Origin of the sequence: Halobacillus litoralis (assembly GCF_009856445.1) — a bacterium.
Taxonomy (GTDB): Bacteria; Bacillota; Bacilli; order Bacillales; family Halobacillaceae; genus Halobacillus; species Halobacillus litoralis.
Genome location: NZ_WMFA01000002.1, coordinates 594,527 through 617,711, shown reverse-complemented (window position 1 = coordinate 617,711; position 23,185 = coordinate 594,527). Strand labels below are relative to the sequence as shown.

The following is a 23,185-nucleotide window of genomic DNA, read 5'->3' as shown; positions in this document are numbered from 1 at the left end:
CACTGCCTGGAATGGTGTTACTCCTCTCTTGGAGGAGCTAATTCTACGACTAAATAGCCGCCTTCTTTTATGCTGGATCCTTCAGGGATGCTTTGCTTTTCAACAAAACCGTTCCCCATCGTCTCGATATTCAGGTTGAAATGCTTCACAATTCTGTGTACATCACGAGCTGAATATCCTGTCAAATCAGGCATGGTCGGTTTATCTGTAATGACCATAACTCTTTGATTTTCCACTGCTTTAGAGCCCGTTTCTGGAAGGACGGCGGTTACCTCACCACCGTTTCCAATCACTTCTACATGGGAGAACATTTTTTCCAGTTCATCCTTTGCCTTAGACGTGCCTTTCCCGACTACATCCGGAATGGTCAATGGGGATACCGATTCATCCACCTCTTTATCCGGTTGGATATCCATGTAATGGAGACTGTTTTCAAGCACAGTCCTCGTAATGTAAGAAACAGGTTCAGAACCTAACTCCGTAACTTCCAGGTCCGGTTGCTGAACAGCAACGTACATAAGTAGTTCCGGATCCTCTTTCGGGGCCATGCCCATGAAGGAAAAGATATAGTTGTTCCGGCCAGTCAAATAACTTCCGTTCTCAATCATCTGAGCCGTACCCGTTTTCCCTGCAAGGGTGTAGTCATCCAGTTTGAACGACTGAGCGGTTCCTTGTTCAGACGTGACGACGGTACCCATAAGCTCACGCATTTGTTTCGCTGTGCTTTCTGAAATAGGTTGTCCGATTTCTTCCGGCTTGTTTTCCTTCAATACTTCTCCTGTTTCACTTGAAGTGATCTTCGACAACATATACGGGCGCATCATCTGGCCATCATTCGCAACAGATGTCGCAGCCGTCATCAATTGGATCGCTGTGAAAGTAGACCCTTGTCCAAACGAAGTCGTTGCCTGTTCAGAAGCCTTGTTGTAAACAAAACGTCCGTTCTTCTCATTCGGAAGGTCGATGCCTGTCTTTTCATCAAAATTAAAATCGCTCAAGTATTTTCGTAGTTTCGTAGGACCAAGAACCTCCAGGGCGATTTTTGAGGAAGCGACATTAGAAGATCGTTGAAACCCTTCATCAAAAGTAATAGAACCCCAGCCTTGATCATTGTTATGATCCCCGATGGTATGGCCGGGAACTTTATACGTACCTGACTCGTACATATCGCTCCCCTTATAAACGCCTTCTTCCATAGCAGCAGCCCATGTGAATATTTTCATTGTTGACCCGGGCTCAAAGGTGTAGGAAACAAGGTCGTTATACCAGTTATCAACCTCACCAATATCGTTCGGATTATAACTCGGACGGTTACTCATCGCTAAGATCTCACCTGTATCCGGATCCATGACCGCAGCCATGATTTTTTCCGGACTATACTGCTCATCCACCTGTGACAAAGCATCTTCTAAAAACGTTTGTATTTTTTGATCGATGGTCAAATGCACATCGTTTCCGTTTTTAGGTTCTGTCATTACTTCATTCGGATCTAACAGTTTCGTTCCGTACTTGTCCCGTTCATAACTGATCTTACCCTTTTCTTCCTGCAGGTGCTTCTCCATCTGCTTCTCCACCCCTGTCACCCCGTTGATGTTTCCATCCTGGCTGCGGGCGAAGCCGATGACATGCGACGCGAATTTACCATTAGGGTAATACCGCTTCGACTCTTGCTTGAAGGCAATACCGTTCAACTCAAGCTCTTCAATTTCATCTTTCGTCTCTTGGGAGATAGAACGTCCACTGGAGCCGAATTCGACTTGGAAACGTTCATTATCCTGCCCTTCCTCGATCGTGTTTCTAATTTCACTGGCTTCCATATCAAGCAGTGGAGCCAGTTTCTCCGCTGTCTCACCTGCATCCGTAACGTGTCTCGGTGGATCGAGGTTAACGGAATATTCCGGGTCTACGATGGCATAAATTCTATAAGTGGGACGGTCATATGCCAGCACCATACCGTTTTTATCAAAGATTTTACCTCTGTCAGCATCGATTTCATAAGAGCTTGTCCGAATGTCTTCCGCCCATTTTTGCAAGTCGACACCTTCCACCGTCTCTGCTGTCTCAATATAAATGAAACGCCCCGCAATGATGAAAAATACAATCGCAAAGGCAATCATCAATAATGCGGAGCTTTTATTACTGTTCTGTTTTTTCATGAGGAAATCACCAGCCGTTACTCGTTATTGATTTTACCGGCTTGCTTTACTTGGGCATTCTGAATGTTCAGCCCATTTTCCTTAGCAATGCTCAAAATCCGATCCGGGTTACTAAGTTCTTTCACCTGATAAGCAAGATTTTCATTGAGAGACTCCTGTTGCTGGATCTCTTGTTCTAAACCGCGAATATCACGGTTGATGGTATCTGTTTGTGCAGATGTCTGGACTAAAAACACCGATGCTGCAAGCACGGCAGTCGTGGCAAACGAATAGAGGAACTTCTCCCCTGTACTAATCCACTTCTTCTTTTTATGTACCTTTACTTTGGCCTGTTTTTGTCTCTCAGGCTGCTGTAAAGGCTGCTGTTTTCTAATCTGTTCAGCACTCATGTTTGTTTCCACCCTTCGTTAAATTCAAATTCCTTATTCCAAGGTTTGACTTTCTCGACAATCCTCAGTTTCGCAGAACGTGAACGACGATTCTCCTCAAGCTCTGACTCATCGGCTACAATAGGCTTTCGGCTGACCAATTGAAAAGGTGGCTGTTTATCTTCCGGGATCATCGGGATGTTTTTCGGCAAGGGAGGGTTTGTACTCCACTTTTTGAACGCCTGCTTGCACAATCGATCCTCGAGGGAGTGGAAAGTGATAACAGCAATGCGTCCACCGACCCCAACCACTCTAGCCGCCTGATGAAGGCTGTCCTGAAAAGCTCCAAGCTCATCGTTGACGGCAATACGGATCGCCTGGAACACTCTTTTACCAGGGTGGCCGCCTTTCCTTCGTGCGGGAGCAGGAATCCCTTCCTTGATGAGTTCAACCAGTTCTCCTGTCGTTTCAATGGTTTTCTCTTCTCTTGCTGCTTCGATCTTTCTTGCGATTTGTTTCGAAAATTTCTCTTCCCCGTATTTGAAGAAAATGCGGACAAGATCCTCATAGGGCCACTCATTGACCACTTCTTTCGCACTGAGTTCTGCTTCCTGGTTCATCCGCATATCAAGCGGAGCATCCTGATGGTAGCTGAACCCTCGCTCTTCGACATCCAATTGGGGACTGGAAACGCCAAGGTCATAAATAATACCATCGACATCCGTTACCTCAAGCTCTGCTAATTTCTCTTCCAATTGACGGAAGTTCGCATGGACGAAAATAATACGGTCCTCGTAATCTTTCAGTCGATCTTTTGCAGCTTTCAAGGCAATCTCATCCTGATCGAAAGATATTAATCGACCTTTCCCTTTCAAGGCTTTAGCAATCGCTTCGGAATGCCCGCCACCTCCTAAGGTACAGTCGACATAAGTACCTTCTGGGTCCAAATCTAAATGTTGTATAGTTTCACTTTTTAGTACACTGTAATGTTCAAACATGGTTTCACTCGTTTCTATCGATCAGATATCAAAATCCAACATATTTTCTGCTATTTCTGAGAAGGACTCTTCTGATGCCTCGAAATAACTTTCCCATTCATCATGACTCCAAAACTCAATCCGATTGGATACGCCAATGACGACACATTCTTTTTCCAGTGATGCGTACTTCCTGAGAGGTTGTGGAATGTTGATTCTTCCTTGCTTGTCCACTTCACATTCAACAGCTCCAGAAAAGAAAAACCGGGTAAAAGCGCGGGCATCTTTTTTTGTTAAGGGGAGTTTTTTCAGCTTCTCTTCAAGCAGCTTCCACTCGTTCATAGGATAAGCAAACAAACACTGATCTAAACCTCTTGTGAGGACAAAGCTGTCACCAAGGTCCGGGCGGAATTTCGAGGGTACGATGATCCGTCCTTTTGTATCAATGTTGTGTTGAAATTCACCCATGAACATAGAGTTTCCCCACCTTCTAATTTCACCTTACCACATCGCCCCACTTTTCTCCACTTACTTTTTTATCATTCTCTTTACATGAAAAAAATCCTGCCCGTGAAGGCAAGATTTTAAAGGGTTTCATCACATTTTTTTGTGGTGGGGGATGGTGGAGGACCTTCCCTACAAATATACGACATAATGATCGTTTCTAAAGCTCAGATGGTGTCTGTTCATCTGCTGAAACACCGTCTCTCCGTACTTGTTCACCCATGGGACGATGCTCCACATCCTCTCCTGCAGGCCACCACCAGGATGAAGGGTCCATTCCATGTTCTCAAATTGATCCATTTCATGTTGATGCTGTGATTCCATCGATTGGTGGAGACGTTTTTCCAGGAAGTCAATGTTTTCCAAAATGTATTCCAGATTCTTCTCTGCCAGTTGACCGAGATCTGCACCAAGTGCCGCAGATTTTTCCCGAAGGGGCGCATGGACGGTGTCGATTTCCTTCTTCACCTGTTCAGTTAGAAGATGAATTTGAGGGGTGCTTTGAGAAGCAATCCAATTCATCTTCTTCTCTCTCACTCCAGAGCGGATAGCTTCGTCCGCAGGGATCTGAAATTTCTCCAACTGCTGACCTGTCTTCCTGTCAATCATTGTAAAAGATAAACGTGGAAGAACAGGCGGCATACACAACCCTGCCGCTTCAAAAGCTGGCTTTAGAACTGACCAGTAATTGATTTCTCCCGGGCCTCCGATAAACGCGAGGACTGGAAAAAGAGCCTCCTGCATCAACGGCCTTGTGACTACATTATTACTGAGAAGCTCAGGCGTTTCTTCTGCGATCTTCAAGAGTTCTTCTTCTGATAGGACAACTTCATTGTTTTTCCCTCTATAATAGCCTTCCTCATCACGTACCAGGAGCACCCTTTCCCCTTCAAAACTGTAGAACAAGTGGGCATCACCCATCTCACTATCCAGAAGGGTCTCATATCCTTCCTGACGGTTCTTCTGCAATACTGCATACACACCATTGGCTATTTCTCTATTCTTTTCAATCATTGTTGTGAAATAAGTAGTCTCCATCCGGCGCACTTCAGGGGCATGTGCATCAATTAAGACGAGTCCTTCATCAGGGAAAAGCTGATAAACAACTTTAGCAAAAAAGTCGCTGTAGGTGTCCGATTCTTTCAACAGCCTTTCCATTTCTTTGTAGAAGTCCTGCGTGTGTTCTGTTTCCTTAACCATTGCAAAGACATCCTTCAACCAAGCGGAAGCTTTTTGTTGATCAATGGTTATCTCCGAAACGGAAGCTTTAGTCTCTGGAGTATGGTCGATGGTTACCTTTTCCATTCCATTTCCCTGTTTCATCATGATATGGTGAATCTCATCAAAATCATGATCTTCTCCAGCAATCCAAAAGACAGGGATTACTGGTTTACCCAGGTCTCTTTCCTTTTCTTTCGCAAGTTGCAGAACTGAAATGATTTTATGCACAGAATAGAGCGGTCCAGTCAGCAAGCCGGCCTGTTGACCGGCAATGACGACGACACTCTCATCATCTTTTAACTTTTCAATATTATCAAAGGTTTCTTCAGGAGCCTCCCACCGTTTATTCATACGATTCAGCACATTTGAAAGCTCAGTCCTTTGATACGTTTGATTCCTTAATTCAGATAACCGACGCTCCCAGGTAGATTCTTCAAAGGGGTGGTGGTTAAACCGATCAGCTATTCTTTCATAATCATTTTTATAGTCACGAAACAGCGTTTGTTTCGGTGCAAGTTCAATCGGTTCGATACGCATCTTTATACGACTCCTTTATAGGCAATAGTTACATGATAAAATTATGTATCCTATTGTATTGTACAAAAAACCACCACAGACTTCACATTATCTGTTTGAAACCTCTTAATTCCGCAATAGCTCCCTTTAGTTGAAGACTCAGTCAGTTTCGAGACAATTAAGTGATTCTAGGGGCTCCGGGGAAAGGTTCTCGAAACCACTTCTGTAATAAACACCCCTTCCAGCTTGATGGAAGGGTGAGGGTTAAACTCTCAAGCCATGTATTTGAGTCCTACAAGCTTTCCAGAAACTCCTGACACTCCACCAAGGCAACGAATCCCTAAATCACAGTGGAAATTTTCCCCCTTTTCAACTGTTAGAGATACTAAAAGATCGGAATCAAGCTATTAAGCTCTCTGGAGAAGTCTATAATATCCACTTCCCTCGAACATTCAAGCTGATTTTTGAATTGGTCTCGAGAAAACGCCAAAGCAATGCGGCAGAGTGGAAGGGCGAGCCTACAGCGGGCGGGGAAAAAGTGCTTGGTAAGCCCGATAGAATGAAGTCCGTAGAGAATTGTGACCACGCGGAAAGTCGAGCTATTCCCCGCAGCCCCCCCTTCCACTCAACAAAAGTATTGAAAATGGATTTTAAAGAAAACTGCTATATACTTTAATCACTAGTGATAACATTCATTTATTGATAGGTGACTTTCACATGGGTAAGCACAGCCTTTTAATTTGGGCTGTGCTTTTTTTATCTTTTATTATTTTATGTCGGACTGAAAAATTCATGTAAAAGCCTTTCCTCTTGCTCTAGCTGAAAAAGACTCTTGTTACAAGACCAAACGTACTTAATCCCATGTAGAATAGCATGAATAATAGAAAACTTACGCGCCAGAACCCTTTGAGTGCTCGGAAGAGACGGACTTCTTCGTTCATTTTGTATTGCGCGACCATTGAAATGCCCAAGAGGATCAAAAGGAAGACAATGATGAAGGGTAGAAAGCTGCGATCAAACAAGACGACAAGTAGGACATGGACCGACATGATAAAAATAGGGGCGGTATAGTTCGCCGTGCGGTGCAGAGCCTTTAACTTATGCTTGCTCCATTTTCTGGCGCATAGATAGAAAACCACTAGGAAAGGAAGAGGCAGGGTAAGCAGAAACGCAATCGTGTACACAATCAGATCACTCATCGTTTTCGAACCCCCCTTTCATATTCGAGTGCATGGATCGCATGCACGACGAAGTGATGGTAAGGAAGTGGTTTTTTTCCATGATCGAGGATGTAGCCACTGATGCTGTCCACTTCTGTTAACCTGCGTTCGGTGATGTCCCTCAGCATCGATGAATGATTTTCTCCTGTTGTTTCAGCGATGGTCTTCACTCTTTCCCATTCATCAAAAAAGGACAGGCCTAGGACGGAGCAAGCTTCTTCACACAACAAACGGGCCAGTTCATGTATGGATGGATTCGTGAGGATGGAGTGATTCGGTTGAGAGAATAATGCAGTGAGTGGATTAATCACCGTATTTATGATTAATTTACTCTTTAACATAGGCTCATAATCGGCTTTAAAAAAGACTGGAAAATGTGCAGTATGTAATTCTTTTGAAAGGGCTTGTCCATGATCGTGATCCATTCTCCTATAGACAGCTATTTGTATATTTCCCTTCCCTTTATGAACAACTTCGTTCGGCCCTTTGGCCAGTGCGCCGTGTTCCACGACACCAACACAACTTCTCAAACCGGATTGTGCTAGTTTCTCCAGATGTCCCATCCCGTTCTGAAGAAATACATAGGGCGCGTCAGAAGGAAGGTCCTGTGCAAGAAAACCATCCATCGCATGTTGTTTAATAGTTACCAACCATAAGTCGTATCCTTCTATCATTTCTGTAACCAGATGCGCATAAACGGGTACAGGGCAGGGGAATTCCCCACAGGTAATTCCTTCCGCTGCAAGGGCTGATCTTTGTTCTTCACTTTTTACAAACATATGGACTTCGTGATGCTCGCCTAAATAGGCCCCTGCCAATAAGCCTATAGACCCTGCCCCTATAATGCCTATTTTCATGTTTCTCTCCTCATTTCGTACTAATCTGCTTCACTATTGTAGCAGATTCAGAAACGATATTGCAGTCGATTCTTGTCCAATGTATTATTATTCATTTCATTCTGAAAATTTTTATATTATAATATGGGTATAGACAGATATTTGAAAGGGGATTCTTTCATGATGACAAAAACAAGAGTTCAACCTTTATTGGTCAATTATAAGACACTTGAGGAATTTAAGCGGTTCAAAGAATATGGGAACCAGGAACTTGCGATGCTCGAGGATCTAGAGAGCAATATTGTGGAAAACGACAGTGAGTCGCCGTTTTATGGAGTATATTATGGAAGCGCTTTAGTTGCCCGTATGAGTTTGTACAGAGTCAAAGCGAAGTATGACCATTATTTTGATCCTTCCCAGGACTACCTGGAACTGTGGAAGCTTGAGGTTCTTCCAGACTATCGCGGGCTGGGCTACGGAAAAGCGCTCGTGGAATTTGCTAAAAGCTTTGATTTGCCGATTAAAACGAATCCTAGAATCAATTCACATGGATTTTGGGAGAAGATGGGCTTTCAAAAAGCGAATTATGATGTAGAACGTGACCTTGGTGAAAACCCTCTGATTTGGATGCCTTCAGGCGTGGAAGAAAGAGACATAAACGCATAAAATATGAATGAGGCCGCTACATAATATTGTAGGGGCCTTTGTTTATGATGGGAAATGATATGAATGGCTGGTGAAAAGATCGTTCAAACACCACTCTCACTTTTTCGTTTTTCTCTTACCCAATGAACAAGTTTATCCATTTCATTCCACGCCGCTTCCCACTGTTTTAATTCTTCTCTAAGCTTCTCATTATCTTCGTTGAGTTTTTTCAGCTGGGTTTCTAAATTTTCTTTCCCATAATCTTCAAACTGCTTTGATCTCATTTCTTTCAAAAATGAGATGGCGGCATCCAAAGACATGGGTGCGTCGTCCGAAGACTTAGAGGATGAATAAATCGTTCGTGTGGCTTTCCGGCTGTTTTTCGCTTCCTGGATCTCTTTTTGATATTCTTTCCTTACAGTCGCATTCCATCTGAACCCACATGCAGCAGGCGTCCTGTGCAATTGTTCAGCCACTTCCTGGAAGGCTTCCAACTGGGTCTTCCCTTCACGAATGTGTTTCAGTACCGTCGTTGCCAGTAATAGATCTTCCTCGTCCTTCCAGGCATCTTGTCTTGGGGCATCCATAGCATCCCTCCTCTATCGTTTGCTTATAGTTATGCAGGAGGAATGATTGATAGAATCGCATTTCTCATCTTTTTCTCTTAGCTTCAAAGTTCCGAACTGCTTCTTTATGCTCATCGGATTCCCATAATAAGGAGCATTGCCTGACCTCCCCATCCATACGTTCAGACAGTGTTTGGAAATCCATGTGATCCATGTACTGCCTTTTAAAAATTTTCATTTGTTCCGGGGTTTTGTTGATAAATGAGGCGAAAATCTCTTCGCTCCAGTTTACCGTAATCATCTTATGTAACCATCCGATTCGATAGACTTGCTTTGCTGTGTACATGTCAGCATCCATTAGCCAATGGGCCGCTACGTCATTGTTTACCCGCTGATATAAAAGTGTTCCTCCTCCCCAGCCAGGGATGATGCCTAAATTAGCTTGGACAAAGCCAAAGGAAGCACCCTCTGTTCCATATCTGAAATCACATGCCGTCGCAATCTCACACCCTCCTCCTCTAGCTTGTCCGTTTAATACGGCAATCGTAGGGACAGGAAAGGTAGCCAGTTCATACAGAACTTCTTTCATCGGATGCAGCGTTGCGTATGCTTGTTCAGCATTCATTTCGCCATGCAGTTCACGCAAGTCTCCCCCTGCACAAAAAGCGCGATCCCCGGCACCTGTTACGACCAAAAATTTCAGCTTTTCTTCTTTCAACTCTTTAATTGCCTGATAAAACTCTTTCGTCATTTGTTTCGAAATGGCATTCATCTTGTCCGGTCGGTTCAAAGTTAAAACCGCATACCCCTCTTTTTTCTCTACCAAAATTAATTGTGACACTTTCTCCACTCCTTCCAATACTAATGTACCAAAAATTTATAGAATTTGTTCAGCTATATGGCAGGATTGTGGAAGACTCAGTTGCGGGATGTTTTTTGAGTGGATGGGGCTACGGGGAATAACTCGCTTTCCGCGGGAGCGCGGTGAGCCTCCTCAGGCTGACGCCTCCCGGGGTCTCACCTAGCACTCTTTTCCCGCAGGAGTCTCGCCATTCCCCTTCGCCCCTTAACCAAGTATGGTTCTCGAAACCACTACTTAAAAATCGGCTTGTATGGTTTTGGGAAAAGGATAATATTAAATCTGCCCAGTGGGCATTCAGTAAGTGAAAGCTTGATACAGAAGCTTATACCCACTCTAAATGGGAGAATGTTGAACACTCCATCTCGGTATAGGGGGTTCGTTTCTCCCTCATATGAATGGGGGGGTTGGGAAGCTGCGAGACTCCAGTGGGAAAAAGGAGATCGGCGAGATCCCGCAGGACGTAGTCCGAGGAAGCTCGCCACTCCCCCACAGGAAAGCGAGTTGCTTCCCAGCCACCCCTAACGCTTAACCAGGCAACGAACCCCTAATCATCTCGAAACTGAGTATTCAACTAAAGAGAGCGTTAGTGGAAGAGGTGGATATAAAAAAAGACCTGACTGATGTCAGGCCTTTCTTTGATGAACTCAAAATTAGTCGTTCACCACTTGTTTTCCATTATATTGTCCACAAGATTTGCAAACATGGTGTGGTTTTGAGTACTCGCCACAGTTATCACACTGAACCATTCCTGGTGCGTGAAGTTTCTTGTGAGTACGACGTTGGTTTTTGACTTTCTTAGACGTTTTACGCTTAGGTACTGCCATGTTGTACACCTCCTTTAAGGGATTTCTGAGAACCATAACATATTGTTTTACTCGTTCTCTTCTTCATTTAATAATGATTGCAGTTTAGCCATTCGAGGATCCACTTTCTTTTCCTCTGGTTCCTCTGTAACCACCTGCCAGCCCTTCCCTTCCTGGGGGGCTGCTTCATGAGCCTCATCATCATTGGAAAAAACGCGAGTCGGAATCTCCAACTGTACATTTTCCTTGATATAAGGCGTTAAGTCAAGCACTTCTCCATTCACGGAATGAACTTCAGAGTCATCTTCTTCTGTATGGTAAGGTGACAGATTAAATGCCTCCAGAGCATCAATGTGAAATGGATAAGTCACATCAACTAACGTTCGGGCACAAGGCAACACCATTTCTCCATCAATTGAAAAAGTTACCGTTATATCATTTCCTCGAGTCATTGCTTGACCTTTGACATGAACAGGGGAAATCCTGCGAATGTCATTGTTCAGTTGTGCTAATTCGCGAATATCTACGTCATCCTCAAAGTAGAACGGCTCATCACCTGTCTGCTTGAGTTTTTGTAGAGGAAATTTCATAGTTATCACCTCATGGCAACAAGAGTTATTGTAAAAGGATTTCGCTGATTTGTCAATATTTTTTCTTTACAGCATATCCTTATTCTCGTGCGGTTTTTATAAGTTTCTCATAATTCACGGTCAGGAATGCGAAATTTCCATAGTATCATGATAAAATAAACCAAACACTTGTTCAATAGTAAAGAATCAGATGGGAGGATCTTTTGTGAAATCATGCGGAGTTGTTGTTGAATATAATCCTTTTCATAATGGACATCTTTATCATTTGGAAGAATCGAAAAAACATGCAGAAGCGGATTGCATGATCGCTATCATGAGCGGGAACTTTTTACAGCGAGGAGAGCCTGCTATCATCGATAAATGGCATCGGACAAAAGCCGCCCTTCGTGGTGGTGCAGACCTTGTACTTGAGCTTCCTTTCCTTTATGCGGTTCAACACAGCGATTATTTCAGCCAGGGGGCTATCCAGACACTTGCAGAAGTCGGAGTGGACAGCGTTTGTTTCGGGAGTGAAAACGGCAGGATCGCTGCATTCACAGAGGCCTTTGAGCATATGAACAAACACCAGGAAGAGTATGATGTGACCGTGAGAAGATATTTGAATGAAGGGTATGCCTATCCAGAGGCATCACGACTTGGGTATGAATCCATTGCTTTTCCCTCCGGTTCCATTGACCTGACTCAACCGAACAACATTCTTGGTTATAGTTACGTGAAACAACTTCTCACTTATGCACCTGATGTGGAACCACTAACCGTTTTACGGAAGAACAATCACTACCACGATGAAGAAATTCAAGGAAAAATTGCAAGCGCCACAAGTATTCGGAAAGAATTATTCAAAGAAAGAGACATGACAGAGAAGGCTGAAAGTTCCCTTCCCCCCTCAACGGTCGATGTTTTACATCAATATAAGAACAACCTCGGACGCTGGCACAACTGGGAAGCTTACTTTCACCTGCTTCAATACAAAATCATGACCATGGAGGAAAGTACCCTCCGCTGTTTCCACGGTGTGGATGAAGGTTTGGAATATCGATTGAAAAGGACCGTCAAGGAGGCGGCAACGTTCCATCAGTTTATATCTTCTTTAAAGACAAAGAGGTACACGTGGACAAGACTTCAGCGAACCCTTGCCCATATCCTTGTAGGAACGGACAAACAAGAGGCTCGTGTTCTTTTAAGAGAGACCCCCCCTCCTTATGCAAGAATTCTCGGCATGTCGGATACCGGAAAAAAATATTTACGCAAGGTGAAAAAAGAAACCTCTATTCCACTCATCACCCAGCCCCAGCAGTTGGATCATGAAATGTTGGACTTGGAATCAAGAGCTGCTGCTGCCTATTACAGTGTTTTAACTCCTGAACGCAGAGTGGAGCAACTGAACAGGGAATACGGTCCTCCTGTCATCCACGCTTAAACGAAGCTTCATTCGTCTGCCTCTGTCATCACATAGGATTGGAACTTCCAGAAGTTGAAAGATGAAGTCGAAGTACAGGACGGTTGACTCTTTTTTATACTTCTCCATAGAATAATAAAAAAACAGCCGCTCCTCCATGGGAACGGCTGTTTTCTTTATGCTTCCTTCTTCGGTTCTAAGTTTTGGAGATAATCTATAGCATCCTGGAATGTATCCACTGGGACAACTTTCATATCTGTATCTATTTGCTCCGCTGTTTCTTTGGCGATCTGATAATTCGACCCTTCTCTTCCCTCTTCATTTGGAGCAAAGAAAACTTCAGCCCCATGATCAGAAGCGGCGACCACTTTTTTATCAATGCCCCCGATTCTGCCTACCTGGCCTTCATAGTTGATTTCTCCGGTACCTGCTATTTCATAACCTTTGGTGATATCAAGTTCTGTCAATTGATCGTAAATTTCCAGGGAGAACATCAGCCCTGCACTTGGACCACCGATTTCACCACTTTTGACCTTGACTTCTGGTTTCACATCCACCGTTCGATCGGTCACAAGTGAAATACCGACACCGACTTTATCAGGATTGTCAGGGAAAGGGGCAAGTTCAAGCTCCCGATCGATTGTTTCCTCATCTCTCACAATGGTGAGCATTACAGACTCCCCTTCGCCCTTGTTGCTCACATAGTCGATCAGGTCGCTCGTTTCTTGAATGTCCTCGCCGTCGACCTTCACAATCTGGTCGCCGGTTTCTAAAATCTCTTCAGCCGGCATCCCTTCGATTACATTCATGACATAAACCCCTTCGTAGTTGATGTCAATTTCTTTGCCGGCTGCTTGATAGGCGACGACTTTGGAAGCTTCCTGAGAAGATTCCATCATTTGCAGTTGCGCATGAAAGTACTCTTCCTCCGACACCCCTTCCGGACGAATGTCTTCTAACGGGTAAATTTGATGGAATGGACGGACCTTTGCAAGGACCCATTGAACAGGTGTCGCTTGTCCACCACGAACGGTGACAAGGTGCATGTCCCCTTCACTGTCGAAGCCGCCATCGACTTTGACAATGTCATTCAGCGCATCCGCTGTTCCCGGCTTATAAATATAATAAGGGAGGCGGAAGGCCCCCAGGAATGCCACGATAAGTACGGTTATGATTCCGGTGATAATCAGTTTACGATTTGCTTTCATTCGTCATTTGGCTCCTTCCACGCAGCGAGCTTCTTCTTTATTTCTTCTATGACTTCTTCCGCTGCTTTCTCCCCCGCCTCTACGATTTCCTGGATTTTGGTGAAAGCCCGGGAGCTGAACTTGGATACATCCGGTTTAATCATCACATCAGCATCAGAGGATACGCCGATCGCTGTGACTAATTCATCCTGCATAATATCAATACTCTGCGTGATGACATCATAGATGGAATTGATGTTTGGATCGGAATCAAAATGCGCACAATCCACAGCAATAATAAATGCTGCCCCCATATCTTTCACTACAGAGACAGGAACACGGTCAATGACCCCTCCATCAATATAAAGACGATCATTAATTTTTTCAGGGACAAAAATCCCCGGAATCGCAATGCTGGCTCTGACCGCTTCACTGGCAGGACCTGTCGTAAAGATTTTTTTCTCTCCGGCATACAAGTCCGTTGCGACTATGGACATCGGTGTTTGAAAATCCTCGATGTTCTTACCGAATGTGAAAAGTCTGATGTATTCTTTAATTCTTTTCCCTGCCACAAATCCCATTTTGGGAACGGTGAAATCCAAATAATACTTTCGTTTGAACGTAAAGGCGAGTTTATACATATCTTCAATTCTTTGTCCGGCAGCAAAAAAAGAGCCGACGAGCGCCCCCATACTGCTTCCTGCGATGAAATCAACGGGAATATCATGTTCACGAAGGACCTTTAGAACACCCAAGTGGGCAAAACCCCGCGCCCCTCCAGAACCTAAAGCCAATCCGATCTTTGGTCTCGCCACTCGTCATTCCTCCTTCATACATGTGGTTTATTTTATGGAATAAACCATTCCCTTATGAGCGTACACATGGAATAAGACAACCTGTGATTACGCGTCGAAATCTATACCCATTCTACTATTCCTATGATGAGAAGTACAGAAAACAGCCATCTCTAAGGAGGCGTTCTCGATTTCCAAATTGAAAACCGTCGCATTGACGCTCCTCGCTACAGCGCTTGCGATTTCCTTGATTCTATATCCACGTGATGCCTTATCCGCCAGTCTGCGGGGCCTTGATCTTTGGTGGGAAATTGTCTTCCCTTCTCTCTTACCTTTTTTTATCACGGCAGAATTTTTAATCGGATTCGGTGTGGTCCATGGGCTCGGGGCTCTTAGTGAACGGTTTATGAGACCCTTGTTTAATGTACCCGGATGTGGTGGATTCGTCTGGGTAATGGGAATGGCAAGCGGCTATCCGTCTGGAGCGAAATGGACAGCAGACCTGCGAAAAAAAGGACAAGTGACCCGCGCTGAAGCTGAAAGACTTGTTGCATTCACAAACGCTTCCAGTCCGCTTTTCATTTTCGGGGCGATTGCTGTAGGATTCTTCCACGATGCCAGCCTAGGTGTCATCATTGCCATCGCCCATTATGGAGGGAATTTTTTAGTGGGCATCGGCATGCGTTATTATAAAAGAAATGATCAGGAAAGAAGCATGGACCGGGCTTCTGCTTCATGGAAAGATGCCTTCAGTAAGATGCACCAATCCCGCTTAGAGGATGGCCGAACACTGGGGAAATTGATGGGGGATGCGGTCACTCGATCTGTAGACACGCTTCTAATGGTTGGTGGATTTATCATGCTTTTTTCCGTACTCACGGAATTGTTAAAACAAACAGGAGCTATTCATATATTTTCGCACCTGCTCTTCTATACAGGATTGCCGGAAACCTTCCATGTTCCTTTTACAGCTGGCATGTTGGAATTAACAACCGGCATTGGCGCGATTACCGAAACACATGAACCATTGCTCGCCCAGCTTTTGATCGTAAGCTTCATTCTCGGTTTTCATGGATTTTCAATCCAGGCTCAAATCGCAAGCATTCTCGCAGAAACCGATATTCGCTTCAAACCCTATGCATTAGCAAGGATTGCTCATGGGATTGTTGCCGCTGGGCTGATTTATGTGCTGTATTTCATCTACCGTCCCTTTCAGCAACAAAGCATGCCGATCTGGAACCCGAACGAGAACTTCACCACACCCATTCTCGAATTTTTCAATCATTATGGACCACCGATCACACTGCTCATGATCATGCTGATGATCGCAGTAAAATGGAATAGTGAGCGGAAAACCAAAAAACGATCCCTACGTGTGTAATCCGTAGAGATCGTTTTACTTCTTCTTAAAATTTCTCTGATAGAGCCTTTTCTACAGGCGGTGGAACTAGGTCACTGATATTGGCCCGGTATTTGGCTACCTCTTTGACGATGCTTGAACTCAAGAAAGAGTACTGATTGTTCGTCATCACGAAAAACGTTTCAATATCCTCATTCAGCTTCCTGTTCATGGACGTGATCTGCATTTCATATTCAAAATCACTCACAGCTCTCAAACCTCGAATGATGGCATGAGCCCCTTTTTCCTCAGCATAATCCATCAGGAGCCCACTGCAGGCATCCACGGAAACATTGTCCATGTCTTTTGTTACTTCTTCCAATAATTTCGTACGTTCGTTCACATCAAATAGAGGAGCTTTACTCTGATTGTTAAAGACCGCTACGATGACGTGATCGAAGACTTTGGCCCCTCTTCGGATAATATCCAAATGTCCATATGTAACGGGATCAAAACTTCCCGGGCAAATCGCAATACGTGTCATACCCTTCTCTCCTTACTCAAAAATCGATACACCGATATTACTCCCATAATGATCAGTTTTCATACGCTTCATACGCCCTACTTCTTCTGGGATTACTTCTGAAGCATCGTGTTCACAAACGATGATCGCCTGTTCTCCCACCAAGTCAAATTCTAAAAGCGCTTCCATTAAGTCCTTATATGAGAACTTCTTATAGGGTGGATCCAGGAAAATATAATCAAATGTCAATCCCCGTTTCCCAGCTGCCTTGATGGCTCGCATAGCATCGGTTTTGAAAACTTCTGTCCGCTCATTGATATCAAGCGTTTTTATATTTTCATAAATGGTCTGAATCGCTTTTTGCTGTTGATCGACGAACACACACGATTCCACACCACGACTTAAAGCTTCGATTCCAAGCCCACCGCTTCCAGCAAACAGATCCAGCGCTTTACCGCCCTCGAAAAAAGGTCCAATTCCATGAAAAACCGCTTCCTTCACCTTATCTGTCGTCGGTCTGGTTTTATGCGTAGGGACAGATTTCAATGGACGTCCCTTAAATTCACCAGCAATCACTCGCATCCTGTACACCTCACTTGTCATCATTCCCCATAATCCTACCACAAAACAAACACTGCAGGGAAGTATAGGGTGTCGCGAAGGTCTGCCCCTCGGAACCGGATTGTCTAAAGCGGAAGTGCCTTGGGCAGCCCCGACAAGCTTAAGACCTCGAGGGGGGCTAGGCACTGGAGCTGGATGGGATAGGGTGTGGAAGTGCCCCGGTAGACACGACAAGCATAAGCAAAGCTGCGTAGTGGGGCTCTTTCCCACAGAGCAGAATTGCTTATGTCTCGAGTGTCTGGGCACTGGAACCGGATTGAAAGGGTGTGGAAATGCGCTTGCAGAACACGCCAACCTGGTTTCTCGAACATTTTTTTTAATTCAATGAATAAGGTGGTTCAGCAACGTACATACTAGCACTTGAAGCGGATGATACTGCTTCTGAAAACGGAGAAGGCTTACATCCCCATAAGCTCTTCCTCCGGTTTCTCCTCTCCCTTTACTTTTTTGTTTCATCTCTGATGATACAGAAAAGCAGGGTCGCCCGTGATGGGCGACCCTATTTTTTTGCGATTATTTCCTACGGGTCGTGAGGTTCATATCAAATAACTCCTGAAGGTCCTGCCATTTTATATATGGAGTATTTTCTACCATGATTAATAAATCCTCCCCCATCCCGAAGCTCTCTTTATTGACGACAAACGTCGGTTGACCGACATAAAATACATACTCTTTTCCGGGAACTTCTACACGATAAACCGATCTTTGTTCTATTTCCGTAAGTTCAAAACCCATACTACGACTGATATCAGTTAACGAAAGATATGGTGAGCCATGATAATGAATGAAGTGGTCAGTGACTAACTGATCCTCCTCAAAGACACGCTGTGCTTCTGCGTAGTGCAGTTTATCTTTTGTAGGCGCCTTATAGTTTTGGAAATAGGAGATATCTGTTCCAAATACAACGGATAGTTCTTCATCAAGAAATACTCCTAAATCATCTATATTTTCAGCTTGAAGCAGCCGTATTTCCCACTCCTCCAGCTCTTCATCCGACAGCGATGCGTCTATTTCCTTCGCCATTTTTGTTTTCTTTTTTGTAAATACATCTTTTAGAATCTTTATCTCCCAAGGATTTTCCTCTGCGTTGACTTTTCTCAAATGTTCCAATACGTATTCCATTCGCATCCCCTTAACATCTCTTCCTTCAACCTCCATAAGTTTCTCGGATACTTTAGTAGCGGACTGATCAAGCTGAATTAAAATGGGTCCAGTCAACGCCAGAAAATTTCGCAACTCCTGTTTGACTTCGGCAGAAAGCTCTGTCCCTGTTTTATATGTAACTATACTGTCTTCTTCCTTCCATGAGGAGACTCCAGCTTTTCTTGTGAGAGGCAATGATTCGTCCATGGAAGAGAACTTGAAATAGCGAAGGTTCTCAATCTGAATATCACTTTTCTTTTCGGCAGGTACAAGCCATGTTTTTTTCATGGCATCAAAATCCTGAATGGTCAATGAAAAGGGAAGCTGCCTCACACGGCCCTCTTTTTTCAAAACTAACATCCAGTCGTTGATAACCTCATTCTCAGGCATCGGCATTGTATAACCAACAAGAACTCTCCCTTCCTCCTCTAAGATCATTTCTGGATTTTCTTGGTTCGTAATACGGCATGTGCCTCCTTGTTGCGAACACGCAATTGCTGTTGCTTTTTCCGGTGTCTCGAGCGTGTAGATCCCTGCCTTTAAATGTTCATATGTATAGCCAAACTGAAGCTTATTCTCCTTGACTGTCATGGTAACGTCCAAATTTGATGGTCTATTGCCGTCTTTGTTACCCGCTTCTGCTCGGTCCCAATGATAAAGGAGCATGAGGGTGGACACACTGAGAAGTAAAGTAAGCGGAATCCATAAGAGCTTCACCCTTCTCCCCTCCTTTTCCAATTTACATGCACAAGCTTTCGTGCTACCTTTAATTTGATTGTTTAATAGACTACTCTCTTATATCTCAATGTTTATTGCAGATAAGCTCCCAATTGTAGAAGACTCAGTTTCGATACTTTTGTTGAGTGGAGTGGGGGCTGCGGGGAATAGCTCGCTTTCCAACCACCTCTTACGCCCAATACAGCAACGAACCCCGAAAAACATCTCGAAACTGAGTCTTCAACGCTCCTGTCATATACTTGAATAACTAGTAATCAATGAATATCACAACTGATTAGAAAGGATGTACATATCTATGATACAAAAATTTATTGAACTTGGCGAAGGCTATGCGGATATTTATGAACTCATCGACCTTGGGACGCGAATGCCTGAACGGATCCAGCATGCCATCGCTTTTTACAGTGAAAAAAACGGCGAACCGGTCGCTTCCTTATCTTTAGTGATGAAACCTGCGCATCATGATAAATTCCAGCCGATTTATATTTGCAGGGAAGGCATCCCCAACCCGCACGAAAAGCCGAATCAACGCTTTGAGATGTATAAAGATATGGTCGAGCAGGCAGGAAAGGAAATCGCAGAATTCACTATTAAACCTTCCAACCTTTTTCCTGAGACCGAACTTTTTTATCAGCATTTAATTGGAATTCTACGAATGAATAAATTCATTGCACCACTAAGCTAAAACAGGTTCTCCCTGTACTTTACACAATCAAAAAAAGCGTCCGCTTTAGAGCGGACGCTTTTTTTGTGAAGTCAGATACCCATCTTATAATCGTACTGTTTGGCTTTGTCCGGCTTCGCTCCTTCATATTCTGTGCGAACATCCGGTTTATAGGAAGGCACAACACGGGAAACGAAAGGTAAGCGTTCAAGTTTTTCCATTTTAAACTCGATATCTTCCTGATTCACATACAATAAGGCATACTTCATTTTTTTAGATGCGTGAATCAAATGTCCATGTTTCTTAATCTGTCGGATGTTTTTCATATGTTGAAAATATACGATTAGTCCTTGTCGTTTAGTTCGGATCATTGTTTGACTCTACTCCCCATCGAACATAATAGATTAACGTCAGTTTACCAAATATCCCCGCTTACGGCAATGAGGAGGTTGGTGTTCATGCTCACAGACCATGAACGGGCATCCCTTGTTTTTGAAGAGCTCTTACAAAAATCGGATAAAATCAATGGGGTGGTTTTAAAAAAGGTCGCGGGAATCCCTTTCGTCTATCTTCAACCGGAAGAAGGGACGACAAAAAAAGATATAGAAGAGATTTTAAAGTGGTGTGCATCTAAAGCGATGAAAGGAAAACGCCTGACCCTTGCGATGAGCTATGTACGCAAGAATCAGGCGCTCTATGTTTATCGCGTCCGCTTTTTAGTTCCCCAGCGTAAAATGTTCTGCTGCGGGAACTTATGCGACGACTGTATTCGTTTTACTGATCCTTAAGATGCGCAACCACAGCTGCCGCCACTTCCGCATCCGCCACTGCAACCTGTGTCGGTAAGGGCCATGCCATTTTTCGGCACTTTGATTTGCTCACTTACACTGAAAGCTACACTTTCGCTGATTTCATCCAGCAGTTTCTGGATATTGCGTTCAGCTTTTTTAAAGTGAGCTACCGTTTCATGCATGTCCATCTCTCTTTTTACGGAGCGGACTTTCTTCATGATGGTATTGTAATCGGGATGATAACGTCCGAAACGCTGCACATCCTCATAGTGTTCTTTCATATCTGCAAAGCTTTTAATGAGCCTTTGCGCCTCTTTATCATTCTCAAGAGCTGATTTAGCGTCCTGGTATTCTTGCATGGTCTCTGAATGCATGACCATCTGCCCAATCGATTCCGAGTGGTCCAGCAGATCGACAATCTCCATTGTAGCTAGCATAGTACATGTCCACCTCCATCTTCTATCTTATCAAATAGGAAAGCAGATGGAAATGAAAGATCTTTTCCACCTGCCCTGTTTTTTAGTAATAAGGGTACTCCATTTCCTTCTGATTCTTCCCTGACTCTTTTTTGACGTTGGTGATCAGCTGTTGAAATTGGCCGATTGCTCCATTCAGTTCATCAATTTGTCTTGAAACCTCTTCCCAATTGATGTCTTCCATGAGACCACCCAGCTGTTTGATCCAGTCCATCTTTGCTGTCGAGTTTTCCTTTTTCGCAGATGGAAGGGAATCCCAGAAAGGGTCATCTTCGCCGAGGATCATATACTTCTCGTAATAACTTTGGATCAATTTATGATTTTTCCTCAACTGTCCCTTTACTTTCGGGTGTTTGTTGACAAAGGCTTTGAACTGCTGGACGCTCGGGTGCAATTCATTTGTACTCATCCCTTTTACACCTCACTGTAAGAACTACAGTATAGCCTATGCAGAAAAGAAACGGGCGTTCATGGGACAGTCAAGAAATTCTGTGTATAATACCGCCCGTGAACGCCGACACCAAGGTGTGTGTAATGAGGATCAAGAAGAGCTTTTCTGTGCCCTGGACTGTTCAGCCACCCATGGACCGCTGCGGTTGCGTCTACGTATTGAGAGGCAATGTTCTCACCCGCTCGCACATATAAGATTGCACCCAACCGTTCCTTCAGACCATCTCCATTTTTCGAATAATGAGAAAAGTAGTTATTCTGATCCATATCCCGACTATGTCCATAAGCAACGAAGGAGGCTTCTTCATGTTCTAACAGTGGACTGGCATCATGGATAGCACGGACGCCATTCGTAATCAATAGGATTTGTGCTTCCATGCCATCTTCAATTCTGCTCCATGCTTTCTTGTCCAACACCTCTTGTAAAGGAAGAGTGCCTCGATAGACGATTTTGTAAGGTTGATGTTTGAGAAGAACATCATTTCTCAACATCCGTATCGCAAAGATGTCTTTAGTTACGTTGTCGAAGTATAACTGAGCTGACCAGCGATCGCCTAAAGAAATCACAGGTCTTTCTGCGATATCCTTTTCTGTCAGCTCCAAGGTATAAGCTCCTTCACTATCCAGACGATAGGAAGATTCAAAGGGATAAGACTCAGCGACCTCTTCATAAGAATCATGGACACGAACGGGCCCCGCATCCTTCTTAAATAAAATCCCTGTCACCACTTCTCTGTCCTGAATACCGAACTGCATTTCGACCTCTTCATCCGAGCCATATACCCACCAGTCATATCCGTATTCACTGGGATCCTTCCTCAGCGGTTCTCCCATTTCCTCCAGTAAAGCACTGGAGGATAAACCACGAAACGAGAAAAATCCCGCTTCATTACCGGACTCGGGCTGACCGACCGTTTCTATGGCAGGTTTTGAAAACTCTTTGACCACTTGTTTTTCTATAGGAGGATTCAACAGGAGGAACAAACCAACAGAAAAAAGGATAACCAAACATAAGAATACGGATTTTTTTATCATATCGGACACCTCGTTAAAGACCCATTTGTTTTATGTATAAGCGGCTCGATTGGGGGCTATGATTAGAAAGAGATGATTCATTCCATTCATTAGAAAAAAAGCCTGCTCCCAATGAAGCAGGCCCTTGTAATTAGTGAAGCTCTGGACGTTCAGAGATATCCTGCAATGCAACACCCGCAGCATGGTCGGACATTTCTTCTGTCGATAAGTCACCTAGAGAAAGGATACCGGACAGTTTCCCGTTTTCTACTACAGGTAGACGACGTACCTGGTGCTCAGCCATGATTCTGCTCGCCTCTTCTAATGAACAATCCGGTGTACAGCTGTACATGCGATCACTCATCACTTGTTGAATCGGTGTGGAATCAGGTTTTTTCGCTGCATATCCACGAATAACCAAGTCACGGTCCGTTACCATACCCATCAGGTTTCCTTGATCATCACAGACAGGAATAGCTCCGACATTCTTTTCTTTCATCATAGAAGCTGCGTCACTCAACTGGTCATTCGTATGACAGATGGAGACATCGCTTGTCATGATATCTTTTACACTTTTCATGAAAGATCCTCCTCATTAATCATGATCAATGTTTATTGTCCCCTTTTTACCGAATTTATTACATGCATCCGGTTTCCTTTTATAGTATAATGAGAACGTAATCACAGATATTAAACGTATGGCAGGACATTTGTCATGTCAAAATTGCAAGCATTACCTTTTCATACTAAAATGAGGTAAGTTACATAACAATTGCGAGGTG

Annotated in this window: 26 protein-coding genes; 5 read left to right on the top strand and 21 right to left on the bottom strand. The window is 44.0% G+C overall.

The genetic code is table 11. From position 1 onward, the window contains the following. Positions 1–17: 17 nt before the first annotated feature. From GLW00_RS08390 to GLW00_RS08360, 7 genes are all read right to left on the bottom strand, one after another. The gene (locus tag GLW00_RS08390) at positions 18–2,156 is read right to left on the bottom strand and encodes a penicillin-binding protein (protein ID WP_160913032.1); all 2,139 of its coding nucleotides are present in this window, start codon (positions 2,154–2,156) and stop codon (positions 18–20) included. Positions 2,157–2,173: 17 nt separating this feature from the next. Further along, entirely contained in the window at positions 2,174–2,545 is a 372-nt protein-coding gene (gene ftsL, locus GLW00_RS08385) for a cell division protein FtsL (RefSeq protein WP_146818696.1), read from the bottom strand. Beyond that, entirely contained in the window at positions 2,542–3,522 is a 981-nt protein-coding gene (gene rsmH / locus GLW00_RS08380; protein ID WP_160913030.1) for a 16S rRNA (cytosine(1402)-N(4))-methyltransferase RsmH, read from the bottom strand. Before rsmH ends, ftsL begins: the two co-directional genes overlap by 4 nt. 21 nt (positions 3,523–3,543) lie before the next feature. Further along, complete coding sequence (mraZ, locus tag GLW00_RS08375) at positions 3,544–3,975, bottom strand: division/cell wall cluster transcriptional repressor MraZ (RefSeq protein WP_089652804.1); 432 nt, start codon at positions 3,973–3,975, stop codon at positions 3,544–3,546. 162 nt (positions 3,976–4,137) lie between these two features. Continuing rightward, positions 4,138–5,763, bottom strand: coding sequence for a bacillithiol biosynthesis cysteine-adding enzyme BshC (bshC, locus tag GLW00_RS08370; RefSeq protein WP_160913028.1), 1,626 nt, complete (start codon positions 5,761–5,763; stop codon positions 4,138–4,140). A gap of 794 nt (positions 5,764–6,557) precedes the next feature. After that, positions 6,558–6,941 (bottom strand): DUF3397 domain-containing protein, encoded by a 384-nt coding sequence (locus GLW00_RS08365; RefSeq protein WP_160913026.1) that lies wholly within the window; start codon positions 6,939–6,941, stop codon positions 6,558–6,560. Then, entirely contained in the window at positions 6,938–7,819 is an 882-nt protein-coding gene (locus GLW00_RS08360) for a ketopantoate reductase family protein (RefSeq protein ID WP_160913024.1), read from the bottom strand. Before GLW00_RS08360 ends, GLW00_RS08365 begins: the two co-directional genes overlap by 4 nt. Before the next feature lie 159 nt (positions 7,820–7,978). Between GLW00_RS08360 and GLW00_RS08355 the strand changes: the two genes are divergently transcribed. Next, entirely contained in the window at positions 7,979–8,464 is a 486-nt protein-coding gene (locus tag GLW00_RS08355) for an N-acetyltransferase (protein WP_160913022.1), read from the top strand. Positions 8,465–8,547: 83 nt separating this feature from the next. Here the strand turns inward: GLW00_RS08355 and GLW00_RS08350 are convergent, their stop codons facing one another. The 4 genes from GLW00_RS08350 to GLW00_RS08335 form a co-directional block, all read right to left on the bottom strand. Next, complete coding sequence (locus GLW00_RS08350; protein ID WP_146818688.1) at positions 8,548–9,030, bottom strand: RsfA family transcriptional regulator; 483 nt, start codon at positions 9,028–9,030, stop codon at positions 8,548–8,550. A 64-nt stretch (positions 9,031–9,094) separates the two neighbouring features. After that, a complete protein-coding gene (locus tag GLW00_RS08345) occupies positions 9,095–9,850 on the bottom strand; it encodes an enoyl-CoA hydratase/isomerase family protein (protein WP_160913020.1) in 756 nt (251 codons plus the stop codon). 671 nt (positions 9,851–10,521) lie between these two features. Continuing rightward, positions 10,522–10,695 carry a 50S ribosomal protein L32 gene (gene rpmF, locus GLW00_RS08340; protein ID WP_035505553.1) on the bottom strand — a complete coding sequence of 58 codons (174 nt, stop codon included), beginning with the start codon at positions 10,693–10,695 and terminating at the stop codon, positions 10,522–10,524. 47 nt (positions 10,696–10,742) lie between these two features. Further along, positions 10,743–11,264 (bottom strand): YceD family protein, encoded by a 522-nt coding sequence (locus GLW00_RS08335; RefSeq protein WP_160913018.1) that lies wholly within the window; start codon positions 11,262–11,264, stop codon positions 10,743–10,745. 205 nt (positions 11,265–11,469) lie between these two features. On the opposite strand from GLW00_RS08335, the gene GLW00_RS08330 reads away from it, so the two are divergent. Continuing rightward, positions 11,470–12,684 carry a nucleotidyltransferase gene (locus GLW00_RS08330; protein ID WP_160913017.1) on the top strand — a complete coding sequence of 405 codons (1,215 nt, stop codon included), beginning with the start codon at positions 11,470–11,472 and terminating at the stop codon, positions 12,682–12,684. A gap of 155 nt (positions 12,685–12,839) precedes the next feature. Here the strand turns inward: GLW00_RS08330 and GLW00_RS08325 are convergent, their stop codons facing one another. Then, on the bottom strand, positions 12,840–13,871 hold the full coding sequence (locus tag GLW00_RS08325) for a SepM family pheromone-processing serine protease (RefSeq protein WP_160913015.1): 1,032 nt from the start codon (positions 13,869–13,871) through the stop codon (positions 12,840–12,842). Further along, positions 13,868–14,665, bottom strand: coding sequence for a patatin-like phospholipase family protein (locus GLW00_RS08320; protein ID WP_160913013.1), 798 nt, complete (start codon positions 14,663–14,665; stop codon positions 13,868–13,870). Before GLW00_RS08320 ends, GLW00_RS08325 begins: the two co-directional genes overlap by 4 nt. A gap of 178 nt (positions 14,666–14,843) precedes the next feature. Here GLW00_RS08320 and spoVV point away from each other — a divergent pair, with 178 nt between their 5' ends. Next, complete coding sequence (gene spoVV / locus GLW00_RS08315; RefSeq protein ID WP_160913011.1) at positions 14,844–16,025, top strand: dipicolinic acid transporter SpoVV; 1,182 nt, start codon at positions 14,844–14,846, stop codon at positions 16,023–16,025. A gap of 25 nt (positions 16,026–16,050) precedes the next feature. Here spoVV and coaD read toward each other — a convergent pair whose 3' ends face one another. The 3 genes from coaD to GLW00_RS08300 form a co-directional block, all read right to left on the bottom strand. Beyond that, the gene (gene coaD, locus GLW00_RS08310) at positions 16,051–16,527 is read right to left on the bottom strand and encodes a pantetheine-phosphate adenylyltransferase (protein WP_160913009.1); all 477 of its coding nucleotides are present in this window, start codon (positions 16,525–16,527) and stop codon (positions 16,051–16,053) included. 12 nt (positions 16,528–16,539) lie between these two features. Further along, positions 16,540–17,088 (bottom strand): 16S rRNA (guanine(966)-N(2))-methyltransferase RsmD, encoded by a 549-nt coding sequence (rsmD, locus tag GLW00_RS08305; protein WP_237417479.1) that lies wholly within the window; start codon positions 17,086–17,088, stop codon positions 16,540–16,542. Positions 17,089–17,640: 552 nt separating this feature from the next. Next, the gene (locus GLW00_RS08300; RefSeq protein WP_160913007.1) at positions 17,641–18,987 is read right to left on the bottom strand and encodes a hypothetical protein; all 1,347 of its coding nucleotides are present in this window, start codon (positions 18,985–18,987) and stop codon (positions 17,641–17,643) included. A gap of 316 nt (positions 18,988–19,303) precedes the next feature. Here GLW00_RS08300 and GLW00_RS08295 point away from each other — a divergent pair, with 316 nt between their 5' ends. Further along, entirely contained in the window at positions 19,304–19,693 is a 390-nt protein-coding gene (locus tag GLW00_RS08295) for a DUF7147 family protein (RefSeq protein ID WP_160913005.1), read from the top strand. 71 nt (positions 19,694–19,764) lie between these two features. Here the strand turns inward: GLW00_RS08295 and GLW00_RS08290 are convergent, their stop codons facing one another. Continuing rightward, entirely contained in the window at positions 19,765–20,043 is a 279-nt protein-coding gene (locus GLW00_RS08290; RefSeq protein ID WP_202412414.1) for a YlbG family protein, read from the bottom strand. An 87-nt stretch (positions 20,044–20,130) separates the two neighbouring features. Here GLW00_RS08290 and GLW00_RS08285 point away from each other — a divergent pair, with 87 nt between their 5' ends. Continuing rightward, positions 20,131–20,460: a hypothetical protein gene (locus GLW00_RS08285; RefSeq protein ID WP_160913003.1), complete on the top strand. Its 330-nt coding sequence runs from the start codon at positions 20,131–20,133 to the stop codon at positions 20,458–20,460. Here GLW00_RS08285 and GLW00_RS08280 read toward each other — a convergent pair. The 4 genes from GLW00_RS08280 to GLW00_RS08265 form a co-directional block, all read right to left on the bottom strand. Next, the gene (locus tag GLW00_RS08280; RefSeq protein ID WP_160913002.1) at positions 20,457–20,900 is read right to left on the bottom strand and encodes a YlbF/YmcA family competence regulator; all 444 of its coding nucleotides are present in this window, start codon (positions 20,898–20,900) and stop codon (positions 20,457–20,459) included. The two genes, GLW00_RS08285 and GLW00_RS08280, sit on opposite strands and share 4 nt — an antisense overlap. Before the next feature lie 82 nt (positions 20,901–20,982). Further along, positions 20,983–21,348, bottom strand: coding sequence for a spore coat protein YlbD (ylbD, locus tag GLW00_RS08275; protein ID WP_160913001.1), 366 nt, complete (start codon positions 21,346–21,348; stop codon positions 20,983–20,985). Positions 21,349–21,407: 59 nt separating this feature from the next. Next, positions 21,408–22,424 (bottom strand): CAP domain-containing protein, encoded by a 1,017-nt coding sequence (locus GLW00_RS08270; RefSeq protein WP_160913000.1) that lies wholly within the window; start codon positions 22,422–22,424, stop codon positions 21,408–21,410. Positions 22,425–22,554: 130 nt separating this feature from the next. Continuing rightward, entirely contained in the window at positions 22,555–22,983 is a 429-nt protein-coding gene (locus GLW00_RS08265; RefSeq protein ID WP_160912999.1) for a CBS domain-containing protein, read from the bottom strand. Positions 22,984–23,185: the final 202 nt, after the last annotated feature.